We start from the raw sequence: 15,713 nt of genomic DNA, 5'->3' as shown, positions 1-15,713 counted from the left end.
CGACACCGTGACGGCCCGGGAGCACCCGCGACACGCCGGGGCACCCCGGTGCCCGCTCCGGCGCGCGGGTGCGGGACGATGCGCTCACCATGACCGCCTGGATCGCCATCCTCATCCCCCTGCTCATCATGGTCTTCGCCCTGGGCATGGAGCGCCTGGAGACGAGACTGCGGGCGGGTACCGTCCGTGAGGACGAGGTCGAGGACTTCCTCGAGCGCGCCCGACCCGACGAGGTCAAGGCCCTGTTCCGGCAGGGGATCGGCGGCGCGCTGACGTTGTTCCGCCTCCGCAACCTCGGCAAGCGCGGTGGACCCACCCGCCGCGGCGCTCGGGCGTCCGAGACGTCCGGCCGGAGCAGGACCAACGCCTGACGCTCACCCAGCGGCGTCATGATCGGCGGGTAGGGTCGTCCATTCGGGGGGCACGCCTCGCGGAGAACGACGGAACACGGCTAGATCCGGGGATCGTCCGCCGCGTGCTGCGTGATCATGACCATGCACGCGATTAGACTTGCGGCAGACGTGACTGGTGACACAGCGGAGTCCCGGGTGCAGGATGCCGGGCCCGTGGGGGTCTCAAGAGTCGGCGAGGAGCGGACGACGGTGGACGAGGTACTGGCGCGGGCAGGGATCTTCCAGGGAGTGGATCCGGCCGCCATCGAGGTGTTGACGGAGTCGCTCGATCGCGTCGAGTTCCCGCGGGGCACCGTCATCTTCAACGAGGGCGAGCCCGGTGACCGGCTGTTCATCGTGCAGAGCGGCAAGGTCAAGATCGGCCGCCGGTCGCCGGACGGGCGCGAGAACCTGCTGTCGATCTTCGGTCCGTCCGACATGTTCGGCGAGCTGTCCATCTTCGACCCGGGCCCCCGGACGTCGACCGCCACGTGCGTCACCGACGTCCGCGCCTACTCGATGGACCGCACCGCGCTGAAGGAGTGGATCGCGCAGCGCCCGGAGATCGCCGAGCAGCTGCTGCGCGTGGTCGCCCGCCGGCTGCGCCGCACGAACAACCTCCTCGCGGACCTCATCTTCACCGACGTGCCCGGCCGGGTCGCGAAGGCGCTGCTGCAGCTCGCGCAGCGCTTCGGGTCCCAGGAGGCGGGCCTGCTCCGCGTGACGCACGACCTCACGCAGGAGGAGATCGCCCAGCTCGTCGGTGCCTCGCGCGAGACGGTCAACAAGGCCCTGGCCGACTTCGCCGCCCGCGGCTGGCTGCGCCTGGAGGGCAAGAGCGTCCTCATCCTCGAGCCGGACCGCCTGGCGCGCCGGGCCCGTTAGCCCTGTTCCGGACGAACGGCACTCTCGCGCACACCGATGCTGCGAGGGTGCCGTCCGTGCGTTCCGGGGCTACTCCGGACGCAGGTACTCCAGCTGGGCGGCCACCGAGATGTCGGCGGCGGGCCACAGCGACTCGTCGACGTCGGCGTAGACGATCTCCACGACCTGCCGGGGCTCGGGGTCGGCGGGCAGCTGCCGCAGGGCCGCCCGGACCTGGTCGAGGCGCTGCTCGCGGTGCGCGAGGTAGTCGCGGGCCGTCCGCGGGGCGTCGGGCAGGTCGGGGCCGTGCCCGGGCAGCAGGGTCGTGCCGACGGGCAGGGCGGCGAGCCGGTCCAGGGACGCGAGGTAGTCGCCCAGGGCCCCGTGATGGTCGCCGAGAACGGTCGTCCCGCGGCCGAGCACGGTGTCGCCGGTCAGCACGGACCCGTCGCCGTCGACGACGAAGCACAGCGAGTCGACGGTGTGGCCCGGCGTCGCGAGCACGCGGATGTCCAGGCCCGCCGCCCCCACGGCCTCCCCCGCCCCGAGACCCTCGGCGCCGAGACACAGGGTCGGGTCCAGCGCGCGCACCGGGGCTCCGGTCAGCTCGGAGAACGTCCGTGCCGCCTCGGAGTGGTCGAGGTGGTGATGGGTCAGCAGGACGAGCTCCACCGGCCCGTGCTCGCGGAGGCGCTCCAGGTGGACGGGGTCGTCCGGTCCGGGGTCGACGACCACGCAGCCCCGGTGTCCGGGTGCGCGGAGCACCCAGCTGTTCGTGCCGTCCAGCGTCATGCCGGAGGGGTTGTCGGCGAGGACCACCCCCGCCGCCGTGGTCACGGGACGCAGGACCTCGTACGCCGGGTGCTCGGACACGTCGGGGACCCTAGAACGACCGGGACCCGCCCGCGCCCGCCGGCTCACGACGCCGGGTCGTGTCCCCCCGGCAGGCCGTGCCCGTTGGTCCGCCCGGGAGGCGGACCCTGGCCGTTGCGGCGCTCGGGCGGGGGGCCCGGCGGCCCCTGCGGTCGCGGCGGCTGTGGCCGGCCGGACGGGCCCGCGAACGGGTCGGTCCCCTCGGCCCGCTCGCGCTGGGCGAGTTCCTCGTGGAGCCGGGCCAGCAGCTCGCGCTCCCGGTCCGAGAGCTGCGCGACGGAGTCGTCGGTGTCCGGCGCCCAGCCGCCGGTCACCTCGGCGTCCGCGGGCCCGACCGGGCCCGACGGCGCGGGCTCCTGCGGCGGCCGGTACGTGGGCGGTACGGGAGCGGGCGGCGGCGGCCACCCCGCCTGCTCCTGCGTCCAGGCCGGGCCGTCGGCCGTGGCCCAGGGCGGGGCGACGTCCCCGACGGGACGGGGCGCCGTGTCGTCGGCCGGGCTGCCGTGCAGCGGCGTGCCGTTGACCGCCCGTGGGGGCGCCGCGGACCAGGCCACCGGCCCGGTGGCCGGCTCGTCGACCTCGTGCGGCTCCGGCGGGACGACGGGCACGGCGTCGTGGCGATGCCCGTTCGTCCCGAGCGTCACCGGCTCCTCCCCGATCTCGACCGGCGAGGTGAAGAGGGTGTCCGGGCCCGGGCGGTCGCCCGTGACCGGGGCACCCGGCCATGCCGGTCCCGGCCCGGCGCCGTAGCGGGCGTCGTGCCCGAAGCGGGCGGATGGCGTGGGTTCCTCGGGGCGTCCCCGGCTGTGCCGGGCGCGCTGCACCTGCGCCGCGTCGTCCTCGGGGTCGATCGCGGTGCCGTCGGGCGGGGTGGGCTCGCCGGGGTCGACCTCCTCGGCCTCGACCGGGTGGTCGCCGAGGTGGTGCCCGTTGCGGCGGGGCGCCGGGCGGGGCGGCCGGGCGAGGAACGCCGTGGTGCCCCCCTCGTCCCGGGGGGCCCGCCCGTGCCGGCCGACCGGATCGTCGTCGACCCCTCCGTCGACCCCGTCCTCGATCTCGTCCACCGCCGACGCCCCGTCGACGTGGACGTGGTCCGGTCCCGCCTCCGTGTCCGGGTCGGGCTGCGGTTCGAGTCGCGTCTGCTCGAGCGAGTCGGCGGGCAGCGGCGCCGAGAAGTCCTCGGGCACCGGGCGCGCCCACAGCGCCGCGATCCGGCGGGCGGTGAGCGAGAGGTCGTCGTCGATCGACGTGGGCGCGGCGGGCTCGGGGTCCGGCTCGGGCTCGGGCTCGATCCACACCTCCGGGGCGGGTGCCTCCGCGACGACGGGAGCGGGCTCCTCGGGCATCGGCGCCGGGGGAGCCAGCCGTGCCGTCCCGGCGTCGGCGACCGTCCGCCAGGTCTCGCCGTCCTCCCGGACGACCTCGCTCGCACGCGGCGGGTCGACCGGAGCGGCCTGGGCGGCCGGGGCGCGGGCGGGCAGCGGGTCGGACGTGGTGAGCGGGCGGGCCGCGGCCAGGGCGTCGCGGTGGTAGGCGGGCAGCGTGATCCCGGAGGCGAACACCTCGACCGAGGTGCCGCCGAGGCCGCGCGCGGCGTGCGCGAGGTGGTGGACGACGTGGTCGCAGTCGTCGGGGTCGGCCGTCTCGACCAGCACCACGCGGTGCGGGACCGGTCCGGGCGCGGCCCCGGCGGGCGTCACGCGCCAGCTCTCGCGCACCGCGACGACGCCGGAGAGCCGACGGGCGGCGCGCGCGAGCGGGGCGGCCGGGGCCACGCCCGCCGCCGTCGGGACGAAGCGGTGCCCCGAGCGGTGCAGGGCGTCGGGGTCGACCGGGAGGCGGGCGAGGAGGTCCGGGTCGACCCGGGCCGTGGCGAACCACGGCCCGAGGACGCCGCGCTCGTCGGGGCTCAGGCCCACCTCGTCGGCGAGCAGACAGCCCGCGAGGAGCTCCGCGGCCTCGGCGTCGTCCTCGGCGGCGACCATCTCGCGGACCGCGGTGAGCGCGTCGTCGTCGATCCGGCCGGCGAGCCCGAGCAGGACCTCGTGCAGCCGGCCCGGCGCCGGCGGCCCGTCGTCGGGAAGGGGACGGGGCGGGCGGGCCACCTCCGCATCGGTCCCCGGCCGGGCCTCCCGCGGCACGTCGCCACCAGGCTCACGCAGGACCGCGCCGTCGAGGGGGCGCGGCCGGGCGGGCTCGGGCACGTCGACGAGGCCCGGCTCGTCGATCTCGGGCGACGGAGACACCTCGGAGACCTCGGGCGCGGGCTCGGCGACGAGGTCCTCGACGGGGTCGACGTCCTCGCCACCACCCGCGGACCGTCGCCGCTGCTCCGCGACACGACGCCACGCCGCGAGCGCCACCGGGTCGCGTCCGGCGCGGGGGCGACCGGCGCGGCCGGGCCCGTCGGGACGCGGCCCGTCGGGGTGCGGGACTCCGGGCTCAGCCATGGCGCACCAGTTCCGGGGGCGAGGACAGGCTGCCGGAGCGCGGGTCCGGCAGCCGGGCGTGGTCGGGGGCGTCGCCGGACGCCGCGGCACCGGCCCGCCAGAGGACGTCGGAGGCGGCGAGCGCCGCGCGGTGGTACCCCGTGGTCGGCGTCCCGGCGCCGATGACCTCGACGCACGGGTCGGCGTCGCCGTGCGCGCGCAGGGCCCGCTGGACGATGCCGGTCAGGGCGGCGAGGTCGCCGGCGGCGCTGACGAGCACCACGCGGGAACCCCCGGAGCGCCAGGCCCGGCGGACCTCGCCGACGTCCCCGGCGGCGGGCACGACGGCCCGCAGCACGAGGTCGGCGGCGTCCCAGGCGGCGGCGCCGGGCTCGACGAACGCCGTGGCGGGCTCCGGGGCGACCTCGGTGTGCAGGACGGCGTCGACGAGCCGCGCCGACCCCCGCCACGTCGTGACCGCCTCGCGGAGCAGATCGCGCTCGGCGTCGGTGACCCCGACCCGGTGGCGCAGCAGCGTGCGGGGCACGGCCGTCCGCAGCGCGGTGTCGGCGCCGGCGGCGAGCCAGTCCCGCAGCCGCCACAGGGCGCGGTCGGGGACGCGTCCGGCGAGGGCGACCAGCAGGTCGTGGCACGCCCGGGCGCCGGCAGGGCCGCCGGCGGTGCCCGTCGTGTCCGCTGCGTCCGAGCCCGTGCTCGCCACGTCCGTACTCCCTACCGCCGCGGTGGGTCCACGGCACTCGTCACCATCAGCTCACGCGAGGTCGACGACGACCTCAACCTCCACGGGGGCGCCCAGCGGCAGCGCCGCCACCCCGATCGCCGAGCGGGCGTGTTCGCCCGCCGGACCGAAGACCTGACCCATCAGCTCGGACGCGCCGTTCACCACCTGGGGCTGGCCGCCGAACCCGGGCGCGGACGCCACGAAGCCGACGATCTTGGCCACCGAGACGACCGCGTCCAGCCCGACCAGCGCGTCGATGGCGGCCAGCGCATTGAGCGCGGCGATCCGGGCGTACGCGGCCGCGTCGTCCACCGACACCTCGGCACCGACCAGCCCCGTCGCGGGGAGCTCGCCGCCGACCAGCGGCAGCTGCCCGGACGTCCAGACCTGGGTCCCGACCCGCTTGGCGGGCACGTAGACGCCCTTCGGCGGAGCCACCGGCGGCAGCTCGACGCCGAGCTCCGCGAGCCGCGCGGTCGGGCTCGTCACGACAGCGGCCGCTTGAGGTAGGCCACGTGCTGCTCACCCGTGGGACCCGGGAGCACGGTGACGAGCTCCCAGCCGTCCGACCCCCACTGGTCGAGGATCTGCTTGGTGGCGTGGGTCAGCAGGGGGACGGTGGCGTACTCCCACGTCTGGGCACTCATGGACGCCGAGGGTAGATGTCCACCCCGACACTCCCGGCCGCGCCCCGATCCGGACGACACGCCCTCACCCCGGCGACCACACCGCACGCACCGTCCGTGACGGGCGGTGTGACCCAGCCCCTCCGGCCGGGGCCCGCGTCCCGAGGGACACGGTCCTACGCTGGTCGCCGTGAGCAACCAGCGGCAGTCCGGGGGTGTCGGTCTCTTCGACGAGGCCGGCGTCGAGCGGTGGCCGGACGCCCTCGCCGGGGCACGCCTGCACGTGGTGACCGGGAAGGGCGGCACGGGCAAGTCCACGCTCGCCGCCGCCCTGGCGCTGGCCCTGGCGGCCGGCGGCGGCCGCACGCTGCTCGTGGAGGTCGAGGGCCGGCAGGGCATCGCGCAGCTCTTCGACACCCCGCCGCTGCCCTACGCCGAGCAGCGCATCGCGGTCGCTCCCGACGGGGGCGAGGTCCGCGGCCTCGCGGTGGACGCCGAGGAGGCCCTGCTCGAGTACCTCGAGATGTTCTACAACCTCGGGCTCGCCGGCCGGACCCTGCGCCGCATGGGAGCCGTCGAGTTCGCGACGACGCTCGCACCGGGCCTGCGCGACGTGCTGCTCACCGGCAAGGTCAAGGAGTGCGTCGGGCGCACGGTCGGCGAGGACCGACGGGGCCGCGGGTCCCGCCAGCCGCTCTACGACGCCGTCGTCCTCGACGCGCCGCCCACCGGCCGCGTGGTGAAGTTCCTCGACGTCACGAAGGCGATGGGCACCCTCGCCCGCACCGGCCCGATCCGCACGCAGAGCGAGGGCGTCGTGGCGCTGCTGCACTCGCCGCAGACGGTGGTGCACGTGGTCAGCCAGCTCGAGGACCTGCCCGTGCAGGAGACCCTGGACACCGTCGACGAGCTCGCCGAGGCCAACCTGCCGCCGGGCGCGATCATGGTGAACCGCGTGCGCCCCGCCCGGCTGCCGGTCTCCGACCGGGTCGACGAGGGCGACCTGCGCGCCGGGCTCGAGGCCGCCGGGCTCTTCCTCAAGGACGACGAGGTGGGCGGCCTGCTCAGCGAGGTCTCCGAGCACACCGAGCGGCTCGCGGTCGAGTCCGGCGTCCGGTCACGGCTCGACGCGGCGGGGATGCCGCAGATCGAGCTCCCCGAACTCGCCGACGGGGTCGACCTGGGCGGGCTCTACGAGCTCGCGGAACTGCTGCGCGAGCAGGGGGTACGTCATGACCGCTGAGCCCGTCCCCGACGGAGGACGTGGTCGCCGTCCCCAGCACCTGGACCTCGACGCGCTGATCGACGACCGCGCCACCCGGGTCGTCGTGTGCTGCGGCTCCGGCGGCGTCGGCAAGACCACGACGGCCGCCGCCCTCGCCCTGCGCGCGGCCGCCCGCGGACGCCGAGTCGTGGTGCTCACGATCGACCCGGCCAAGCGGCTGGCGCAGTCGATGGGCCTCGAGGAGCTCGACAACGAGCCGCGGGTCGTCCCCGGGGTCGACCCCGGCGCGGGCGGCGAGCTGCAGGCGATGATGCTGGACATGCGCCGGACCTTCGACGAGATGGTCCTCGGCCACACCACGCCCGACCGGGCGCAGGCGATCTTCGACAACCCCTTCTACCAGACCATCTCCTCGTCGTTCTCCGGGACGCAGGAGTACATGGCGATGGAGAAGCTGGGGCAGCTGGCGGCGACCGGCCGGTGGGATCTCATCGTCGTCGACACCCCGCCGTCCCGGTCCGCGCTGGACTTCCTGGACGCGCCGCAGCGTCTGTCGTCGTTCCTGGACGGGCGGATGATCCGGCTGCTCTCGGCGCCCGCGCGGGCCGGCGGCAGCGCCCTGCGCAAGCTCGTCGGCTCGACGTTCAACCTGTTCGCCAAGGCGGTCTCGACGATCCTCGGCGGTCAGATGCTCGCCGACGCGTCCGCCTTCGTGCAGGCCTTCGACACGCTCTTCGGCGGGTTCCAGGAGCGGGCGAACGCGACCTACCAGCTGCTCCGCGCCCCGGGGACCGCGTTCCTCGTGGTGGCGGCGCCCGAGCCGGACGCGCTGCGCGAGGCGTCGTACTTCGTCGAGCGGCTGGGCACCGAGCGCATGCCCTTGGCCGGGATGGTGCTGAACCGGACCCATCCGGTGCACGCGACGCTGTCCGGCGCGCGGGCCCGCGAGGGCGCCGAGTCACTCGAGGCCGCGCGCGGCGACGCGACGACCGCCGCCGTGCTCCGCCTGCACGCCGACCGGGTCGAGACCGCCGAGCGCGAGCGCCGCGTCCTCGCGCGCTTCACCCGCGCCCACCCGGCCGTGCCGATCGTGGACGTGCCGGCCATGGCGACGGACGTGCACGACCTGGACGGGCTGCGCGCCATCGGGGAGCTGCTGAGTTCCTGACGGCGGGTCGGGCCGGTTGCGAGGTGCACACCCGGCAGGTCCCGGACGCGCGGACGCTGCCTGACGTCACCCTCGCGACCGGGGCCGCGACCAGCTCAGCCCACGTGACGGGCCGGCGTCTCCGCGGCCGGGGCCCGCTGCGGCGCCGGCTGCTGCGGGCGCAGGGCCGCGCGTCGGGCGGCCTCGAGCAGCGCCGACCACGACACGACGTCGGGCCGGCGCTTGAGCAGCGCGCGGCGCTCCCGCTCGGTCATCCCGCCCCAGACGCCGAACTTGATCCGGTTGTCCAGGGCGTGCGCCAGGCACTCGGTGCGCACGGGGCACGCCCGGCACACCTCGCGCACGTCACGCTGCTGCGCACCCTGCACGAACAGGGTGTCCGGGTCCTCGTGGCGGCAGCGTGCCTCGCGCCGCCAGTTCCTCGTGCCCGCCTCGTCGTCCACGTCATCCCGCCCTCGTGTGACCCACGGCTCCGGTGACCCCCGATCACCGGCGCGCCCGGCCCCGCCGGCCGTGCGCACGCCCTCTCATGGGCTCCGACGCACTCTAGGAGCGATCGGTTCCCCCGACCAAGGCCGAAAAAGGATCTGTCGTGTGAACACCCGCGCGGAGCACGAACCACACCTCGGGCCCAGTAACCTGGACACCGATGACTGGGGGAACGGAAACCGACAACGGTGACGGCGGACGCGGCGGCGGTCGTCCCGGGCTCGCGGCGCGTCCGATCGCGCGACTGCTGGGGCTGTGCCTCGTCGCCGGACTGATCCTCGCGGGCATCGTGTTCCCGCTGGTCGGCGGCGTCGGACTCGTCTCCAACGACGCGAGCGACACGGTCAGCGCCACGTCGTCGGACCTGGCGGCCGGGCAGCTCCCGCTCGTCACCACGGTCACCGACCGGCAGGGCGCCCCGATCGCCTACCTGTACGACCAGAACCGGCAGAACACCCCGCTGGAGCAGATCTCCCCGACGATGCGGGCCGCGATCGTCGCGATCGAGGACCGCCGGTTCTACGAGCACGACGGCGTGGACTGGACCGGGACGCTGCGCGCCCTGGTGACCAACCAGTCGGCGGGCTCGACCCAGCAGGGCGCCTCGACGCTCACCCAGCAGTACATCAAGAACTACCAGCTCTACGTGACCGCGCGGAGCGCCTCGGAGCGACTCAAGGCCACCGAGGCCACCTACGCCCGCAAGCTGCGCGAGGTCCGGGTCGCCCTGCAGCTCGAGCGCCAGCTCGCGGAGGGCACCTCGAAGCGCCAGGCCAAGGACGAGATCCTCCAGCGCTATCTGAACATCGTGTTCCTGGGGAACAACTCCTACGGCGTCGGCGCCGCCTCGCGGACCTACTTCAACACGACGCCGGACAAGCTGACGATCCCGCAGGCCGCGATGCTCGCCGGGATGGTGCAGTCCACCGCGCAGTTCGACCCGGTGGCCCACCCGCAGGCCGCCACGGGCCGGCGCAACGAGGTCATCAACCAGATGCAGCTGCAGGGGATGATCACCCCGCAGCAGGCGCAGGAGGCGATCGCGAGCCCGCTGGGCGTCAGCAGCGCCGCCCCACCGGCCAACGGCTGCATCGGGGCCGGTGACGCCGCCTTCTTCTGCAAGTACGTCGTGGACTACCTCGGGCAGGCGGGCCTCTCGTCCGAGCAGCTCGAGCGCGGTGGCTACACCATCCGCACCACGCTCGACCGCGCGGCGCTCACGGCGATGACCACCGCGCTGCGCAACGAGGTCCCCGCCCAGCAGCGCAACGTCGCCGACGTCATGGCCGCCGTGTCGCCCGGGCAGGACCGCCACGAGGTCACCGCGATGGGCTCGAACCGCGTGTTCGGCGTCGACGGGGCCGCGCTCGAGACGAGCTACGGGCTGCCGTGGGAGCCGGTGAACCTCGGTGCCGGGTCGGTGTACAAGGTGTTCACCGCCGCGACGGCCCTCGACAAGGGCCTCGGCATCGATTACCAGATGCAGATCCCGCCGGACGGCTACGCGTCGCCGATCTACCGCGACGGCCAGGGCAACCCGTTCCCGGTGCGCAACGCGGGCAACTACGCGCCGGTGCTCTCGATGACCGACGCTCTCGCCCAGTCGCCGAACACCGGGTTCGTGAAGCTCATGGAGTACACCGGCGTCGCGCCGGTCGTCGACATGGCGGTCAAGCTCGGCATGCGCTCGCTGGCCGAGCCGCAGGGCAACGGCGGCAAGTCCATCGCCGAGATCGCGAAGGAGCAGAACCAGGGCTCCTTCACCCTCGGCGTGACGCCCACGAGCGTCCTCGAGCTCTCGAACGTCGGCGCCACGCTCGCCTCCCGCGGGAAGTGGTGCCCGCCGACGCCGGTCGTCGGGGTCACGGGTCCCGACGGCGGGACGGTGCCGGTCCCGGAGCAGCCGTGCGAGCAGGTGGTGCCGCCGACGCTGGCCGACACCCTGATGAACGGGATGAGCAAGGACGACCAGCCGGGCGGCACCTCGGCGGCGGCCGCCGCGGAGAACGGCTGGACCCGCCCGATGTCCGGCAAGACCGGGACCACGCAGCAGAACAAGTCGGCGGCCTTCCTCGGCTTCACCCCCGGGATCTCCGGAGCGGTGATCACGTTCGACGACTCGTCCTCGCCGCGGCCGCTGTGCGACGGCGGCGGCGACTCCCCGCCCTTCGCCTGCTCGAGCGGCAACATCTTCGGTGGCAAGACCCCGGCCCGGACCTGGTACAAGGCGATGAACCCGATCGTCGGACCCACCCCGGTCCAGCCGCTGCCCCCGACGGACCCGCGCTACGTGCAGGGCGGCACCAACGAGCAGATCCCCGAGGTCACCGGCCAGCAGGTCGACGCGGCCGAGCAGGAGCTGCGCGACGCCGGCTTCACGGTCGTGCGCACGCCGGTCGCGAACCGCGCCCCCGCCGGTACCGTGGTCGGGCAGTCCCCCCGCGGGTCCGCGCTGCCCGACCAGGCCATCACGCTGCAGGTCGCCAGCGGCACCGTGCCCGCACCGCCCCCGCCACCCGGTGCCGTGGCGGCCCCGGCGATCGGCCCGGCACCGGGGAACTGACGGCACGGAGGACCCGGGTGGCGCGGCGCGGAGGGCTCTTCCGATCAAGGACGAGCACGCCGATAGGGGGTCGGGTCACCCTGGGTGCCACGGCCGCCGGTGCACTCGGGCTCGGGTACGCGTCGATGATCGAACGTCGCTGGTTCGTCCTGCGCCATGCGACGCTCCCGGTGCTCGCCCCCGGCGCCCGCCCCGTCCGGGTCCTGCACGTCTCCGACCTGCACCTGCGCCCCGGGCAGCGGCACGAGGAGCGCTTCGTGGCGGGCCTCGCGGAGCTCGAGCCCGACCTTGTCGTCGACACCGGGGACAACCTCTCCCACCCGCGCGGTGTGCCGGTGGTGCTGCGCGCCCTCGGCCGGCTGCTCGACGTGCCCGGCGTGTTCGTCCTCGGCAGCAACGACTACCACGGGCCCAGACCGAAGAACCCCGCCGACTACCTGATCCGTCCCGGGCACCGTGTCCTCGGCCCGGAACTCCCGTGGCGCGACCTGCGGGCGGCCTTCGTCGAGCGCGGCTGGCAGGACGCGACGCACACCCGGCTCACCGTGACCGTCGCCGGACAGACGATCGCGGTCGCGGGCGTCGACGACCCCCACCTCGGGCGCGACGACTACGACCGCATCGCCGGGCCGCTCGAACCCCCGTCGCTGCGCTCGCCCGGCTCCGAACCCCCGTCGCTGCGCTCGCCCGGCTCCGAACCCCCGTCGCTGCGCTCGCCCGGCTCCGAACCCCCCGTGCTGCGACTGGGGCTCACCCACTCCCCCGAACCGCGGGTGCTCGACGGGTTCGCCGCCGACGGCTACGACCTGGTCCTGGCCGGCCACACCCACGGCGGACAGCTCTGCCTGCCCGGGTACGGCGCGCTGGTGACCAACTGCGGCCTCGACCGCAGCCGGGTCAAGGGGCCGTCCCGGTGGGGTGCGCACACCCGCCTGCACGTCTCCGCCGGGCTGGGCACCTCCCCGTGGGCGCCCGCCCGGTTCTGCTGCCGCCCGGAGGCGACGCTGCTCGAGCTCGTGGCGGCGCGCGGCGGCCCCGACCCCGCACCGGTCGGCACCGTCGGCGTGGGCGGTGACACCCGGCCCCCGTCCCGGCCCGTCGGACCCACCAGGTAGGCTTCTGGACAGAGCGATTCGCTCGGGGTGTGGCGCAGCTTGGTAGCGCGCCTCGTTCGGGACGAGGAGGTCGTGGGTTCGAATCCCGCCACCCCGACACACCAGGTCCGGCCCCGGTTCTCCCAGGAGAGCCGGGGTCGTTCTCGTTTCCGGCTCGTATCGCCCTGATCACAAGGATCCGACCACGGGTTGGTCACCGGCTGGTAACGGTGCCATCCTTCTCCCCGATACCTCGTACGGGTGACGCCCGCACAGGCGTCGATCACCGATCGGGGACGGCAGGGACGAACCATGACGAATCACCGCGCGACGGACGGCACCGCACGCCGCTACACGGTGCTCGATTCCACCGATCGGATGTCGTTCGGCGGCCATCCGTCACCGCGCACCGTGACCGCCCGGACCACCGCGGTCCCGGCCCCGCGCACCGCCCTCACGGCCCGGCCGAGCACCGTTCCCGGGGTCCCGGAGCGCCGCCACGCCCCCGAGCCGGTCACCGCGGTCGTCGCCGGGCCCGCGCGGCGCAGCGACCCCGCGGACCTGCGGGGCGCCACCGCGCAGCGGAGTTCCTCCGACGACATCGAGGCCCGCGCCACCACGACGCTGATCCCCAACTCGCCCGGTGACCGGGCGAAGGCCGGACCCGTCTTCGTCGACGGCAGCGGCCGGCGCGCCCGCCGCTTCAAGGGCCTCGCGGTCGCCGCGGCCACCCTCGCCGCCGGCTACGTGGGCGTCGTCGTGACCGGCGCGCTCGCCGGCGCCACCGGGCCGGTCGGCGGCGGCCCCGCCCCGGTCGCGAGCGGCGCCTCCCTCGCACCCGCTCCCGCCGTGCCCGCCGTCGTCCCGAGCCCGATCGTCGCGACCCCGGCCGACGTCACGACGAAGGCCACCGCGCCGACGACGAAGCGCCCGAGCACGGCGAAGAAGGTCGTGCCGCGGACGACGACGCCGAGGAAGGTCGTCACGGCCCCCGTCGTACCCCCGCCGGCCGCGCCCGTGGCGCCCGCGGTACCCGCCCCGACGAAGCAGGCCGAGCCGCCCGTCGAGGTCCCGAAGGAGCAGCAGCCGGAGCAGAAGGAGCCCGCGGTCGTCGAGAAGTCGCCCGCGCTGAAGAACACGTGATCGTCGCCCTGCGCGCGGCCCTCGCGGGCGCCCTGCTGACGGTGCTGCTCGTCGTCCTCGCGATCCTGCCCTCCCCGGTGCGGACCGCCCAGAGCTCGCCCACCGCCGCAGGGCCGACGTCGACGGCCCCGAGCCGCCCCGGGCCGCGCGCCCCGGACGGACCGCTGCCGACCGTGCGCGCCGCGCCCTACGTCGACCTGACCACCCCGCCGCTGCCCGACCTGGGCGCCGTGGCGGACGCGTCGGGCCAGCGCGACGTCGTCCTCGGGTTCGTCCTCGCGGGCGGCGGCTGTGCCCCGACCTGGGGCGGCACCACCCCGATGACCGATCCGGCGTTCCAGCGGTCGATCGCCGGGCTGACGAGCCGCGGCGGCACCGTCACGGTGTCCTCCGGCGGCGCGGTCGGGGACTACCTCGAGACCCGCTGTCCGGACGCCGCGTCCCTGGCGCGCGCCTACGGCGAGGCCCTCGACGCCGTCGGGACCGACCACCTCGACGTCGACATCGAGACCGACAAGGGCCGCGCGGTGTCGACCGCCCGGGTCGCCGACGCGCTGAAGCTCCTGCAGGACGAGCGCGGGGCCCGGATCACCCTGACGGTCCAGGTCGAGAGTGCCGACGCCGGGATGACCGACGACGCCCGCGACCTCGTCGAGACGGTCAGCGCCCGCGGCGTCGCCGCCCGCGTGAACCTCATGGTGATGAACTTCGAGCAGCGTGGCGGCTGGGCCGAGTCGATGCTCGACGCCGCCGACCTCTCCCTCGCCGCGCTGCAGCGGCTCTGGCCGGGCAGCGATCCCGCCGACGTCGCCGGCCGGGTGGGGGTCACGATGATGATCGGTCGCAACGACACCGCGGCGACGACCACGCTCGCGGACGCGGGCGAGCTGGTCGAGGGCGCCCGCGCCCGCGGGTACGGCTACGTCGGCGCCTGGTCGCTGATGCGGGACGACGGGGGCTGTCCGGGCACCGCGACCGAGGCCGACGACTGCAGCGGGATCGCCCAGGAGCCCTGGGCCTTCACCCGCGTCCTGCAGCGCTTCTAGTTCCCCGTCGTCAGGACCATCCGGAACCGGGCGTCGTTCGCCATCATCTTCTCGTAGGCCTCGGCGGCACGCTCGAGCGGCATCGTCTCGATCATCGGCCGCACGCCGGTGATGCGGGAGAAGTTCAGCGTGTCCTCGGAGTCCTTCGACGTCCCCGACGGGTGCCCCGCGACCTGCGTCGCCGGGCCGATCAGCGACATCGCCTCGATCGTCAGCGGCGTCTCGGCGGCGCCGACGACGATCAGCTGGCCGCGGGGCGCGAGGCCCGGCACCAGCGAGGAGATGGCGCCGCCGTCGGTGGCGGTCGCGACGATCACGGTGGCGCCGCCCATCGCGGCGAGCGCCTCGCCCGGGTCGGTCGCCTCGGAGTCGACGTGCTGGTGCGCCCCGAGCTGCTTCGCGAGGTCGGCCTTGGCCGTCCCCCGCGAGATCGCGACGACCTCGCAGCCCATGCGGGCGGCGAACTGGATGGCGAGGTGGCCGAGGCCGCCGATGCCCATCACGGCGACGCGGTCGCCCGGCCGCACGACGCTGGAGCGCAGGGCGTGGTAGGTCGTGACGCCGGCGCACAGCAGCGGGGCGGCCTCCTCGCTCGAGAGCTCCTCGGGCACGCGGGCCAGCGCGTCGGCCGGCACGACGACGGCGTCGGCGTACCCACCGTCGAAGGTCACGCCGGGGATGCGGCCGTTGGCGCACGTGATGAAGTCACCGCGCCGACAGGACTCGCAGTGGTAGCAGGCGCCGCCGAACCAGCCGACGCCCACGCGGTCACCGGGCTTCCAGTCGCCGCGCACGTTCTCGCCCAGGGCGTCGACGAGCCCGACGATCTCGTGGCCGGGGATGATCGGGAACGGCGTCGCGTCGCCCATCGCCCCCTCCTTGGCGAACATGTCCGAGTGGCAGACCCCGCAGGCCTGCACCGTCACCCGCACCTCCCCCTCGCCGGGTTCGGGCAGATCGCGCTCCACCAGCTCGAAGTCGCCGCCGGCCTGGGGCACCTGCACTGCTCGCACGTCGTCTCTCCTCGTACCGGGTCCTCGGTCGATGGATGCGTACCCC

At 75.2% G+C, this 15,713-nt stretch carries 15 protein-coding genes and 1 tRNA gene; 9 read left to right on the top strand and 7 right to left on the bottom strand.

The window, feature by feature from the left end; translation table 11 throughout:
• Positions 1–89: 89 nt before the first annotated feature.
• Positions 90–371 (top strand): hypothetical protein, encoded by a 282-nt coding sequence (locus QSK00_RS12600; protein WP_285591064.1) that lies wholly within the window; start codon positions 90–92, stop codon positions 369–371.
• A gap of 231 nt (positions 372–602) precedes the next feature.
• The gene (locus QSK00_RS12595) at positions 603–1,277 is read left to right on the top strand and encodes a Crp/Fnr family transcriptional regulator (protein WP_026204588.1); all 675 of its coding nucleotides are present in this window, start codon (positions 603–605) and stop codon (positions 1,275–1,277) included.
• A gap of 69 nt (positions 1,278–1,346) precedes the next feature.
• On the opposite strand, the gene QSK00_RS12590 is transcribed toward QSK00_RS12595, so the two are convergent.
• From QSK00_RS12590 to sp36, 5 genes are read right to left on the bottom strand one after another with little or no spacing between them, the layout of a single operon-like run.
• Complete coding sequence (locus QSK00_RS12590) at positions 1,347–2,129, bottom strand: MBL fold metallo-hydrolase (RefSeq protein WP_285591061.1); 783 nt, start codon at positions 2,127–2,129, stop codon at positions 1,347–1,349.
• A 44-nt stretch (positions 2,130–2,173) separates the two neighbouring features.
• The gene (locus tag QSK00_RS12585; protein ID WP_285591059.1) at positions 2,174–4,579 is read right to left on the bottom strand and encodes a hypothetical protein; all 2,406 of its coding nucleotides are present in this window, start codon (positions 4,577–4,579) and stop codon (positions 2,174–2,176) included.
• Complete coding sequence (locus QSK00_RS12580; protein WP_285591057.1) at positions 4,572–5,279, bottom strand: hypothetical protein; 708 nt, start codon at positions 5,277–5,279, stop codon at positions 4,572–4,574. The genes QSK00_RS12585 and QSK00_RS12580 overlap by 8 nt, the downstream gene beginning before the upstream one ends.
• Positions 5,280–5,330: 51 nt before the next feature.
• Complete coding sequence (locus tag QSK00_RS12575) at positions 5,331–5,789, bottom strand: RidA family protein (protein WP_285591055.1); 459 nt, start codon at positions 5,787–5,789, stop codon at positions 5,331–5,333.
• Complete coding sequence (gene sp36 / locus QSK00_RS12570; RefSeq protein WP_179796080.1) at positions 5,786–5,947, bottom strand: Sp36 family protein; 162 nt, start codon at positions 5,945–5,947, stop codon at positions 5,786–5,788. Before sp36 ends, QSK00_RS12575 begins: the two co-directional genes overlap by 4 nt.
• A gap of 169 nt (positions 5,948–6,116) precedes the next feature.
• Here sp36 and bagA point away from each other — a divergent pair, with 169 nt between their 5' ends.
• Complete coding sequence (bagA, locus tag QSK00_RS12565; protein WP_285591053.1) at positions 6,117–7,169, top strand: ATPase BagA; 1,053 nt, start codon at positions 6,117–6,119, stop codon at positions 7,167–7,169.
• Complete coding sequence (bagB, locus tag QSK00_RS12560) at positions 7,159–8,319, top strand: ATPase BagB (RefSeq protein WP_285591052.1); 1,161 nt, start codon at positions 7,159–7,161, stop codon at positions 8,317–8,319. The genes bagA and bagB overlap by 11 nt, the downstream gene beginning before the upstream one ends.
• Before the next feature lie 95 nt (positions 8,320–8,414).
• Here bagB and QSK00_RS12555 read toward each other — a convergent pair whose 3' ends face one another.
• Positions 8,415–8,762 (bottom strand): WhiB family transcriptional regulator, encoded by a 348-nt coding sequence (locus QSK00_RS12555; protein ID WP_285591048.1) that lies wholly within the window; start codon positions 8,760–8,762, stop codon positions 8,415–8,417.
• Positions 8,763–8,968: 206 nt separating this feature from the next.
• Between QSK00_RS12555 and QSK00_RS12550 the strand changes: the two genes are divergently transcribed.
• From QSK00_RS12550 to QSK00_RS12530, 5 genes are all read left to right on the top strand, one after another.
• The gene (locus QSK00_RS12550; RefSeq protein WP_285591047.1) at positions 8,969–11,371 is read left to right on the top strand and encodes a penicillin-binding protein; all 2,403 of its coding nucleotides are present in this window, start codon (positions 8,969–8,971) and stop codon (positions 11,369–11,371) included.
• 125 nt (positions 11,372–11,496) lie between these two features.
• On the top strand, positions 11,497–12,486 hold the full coding sequence (locus QSK00_RS12545; RefSeq protein ID WP_285591046.1) for a metallophosphoesterase: 990 nt from the start codon (positions 11,497–11,499) through the stop codon (positions 12,484–12,486).
• Positions 12,487–12,509: 23 nt separating this feature from the next.
• Positions 12,510–12,583: transfer RNA gene (locus QSK00_RS12540), tRNA-Pro, on the top strand.
• A 194-nt stretch (positions 12,584–12,777) separates the two neighbouring features.
• Positions 12,778–13,608: a hypothetical protein gene (locus tag QSK00_RS12535; protein ID WP_285591045.1), complete on the top strand. Its 831-nt coding sequence runs from the start codon at positions 12,778–12,780 to the stop codon at positions 13,606–13,608.
• Complete coding sequence (locus tag QSK00_RS12530; RefSeq protein ID WP_285591043.1) at positions 13,605–14,654, top strand: glycoside hydrolase family 18 protein; 1,050 nt, start codon at positions 13,605–13,607, stop codon at positions 14,652–14,654. The genes QSK00_RS12535 and QSK00_RS12530 overlap by 4 nt, the downstream gene beginning before the upstream one ends.
• Here the strand turns inward: QSK00_RS12530 and QSK00_RS12525 are convergent.
• Positions 14,651–15,667: an alcohol dehydrogenase gene (locus QSK00_RS12525; protein ID WP_285591041.1), complete on the bottom strand. Its 1,017-nt coding sequence runs from the start codon at positions 15,665–15,667 to the stop codon at positions 14,651–14,653. The genes QSK00_RS12530 and QSK00_RS12525 overlap by 4 nt on opposite strands.
• Positions 15,668–15,713: the final 46 nt, after the last annotated feature.

This window comes from Actinomycetospora sp. NBRC 106378 (assembly GCF_030269685.1).
In the GTDB taxonomy this organism is placed as follows: domain Bacteria; phylum Actinomycetota; class Actinomycetes; order Mycobacteriales; family Pseudonocardiaceae; genus Actinomycetospora.
Note: the sequence above shows the minus strand (reverse complement) of the source record. Positions and strands in the feature narration are given on the sequence as shown.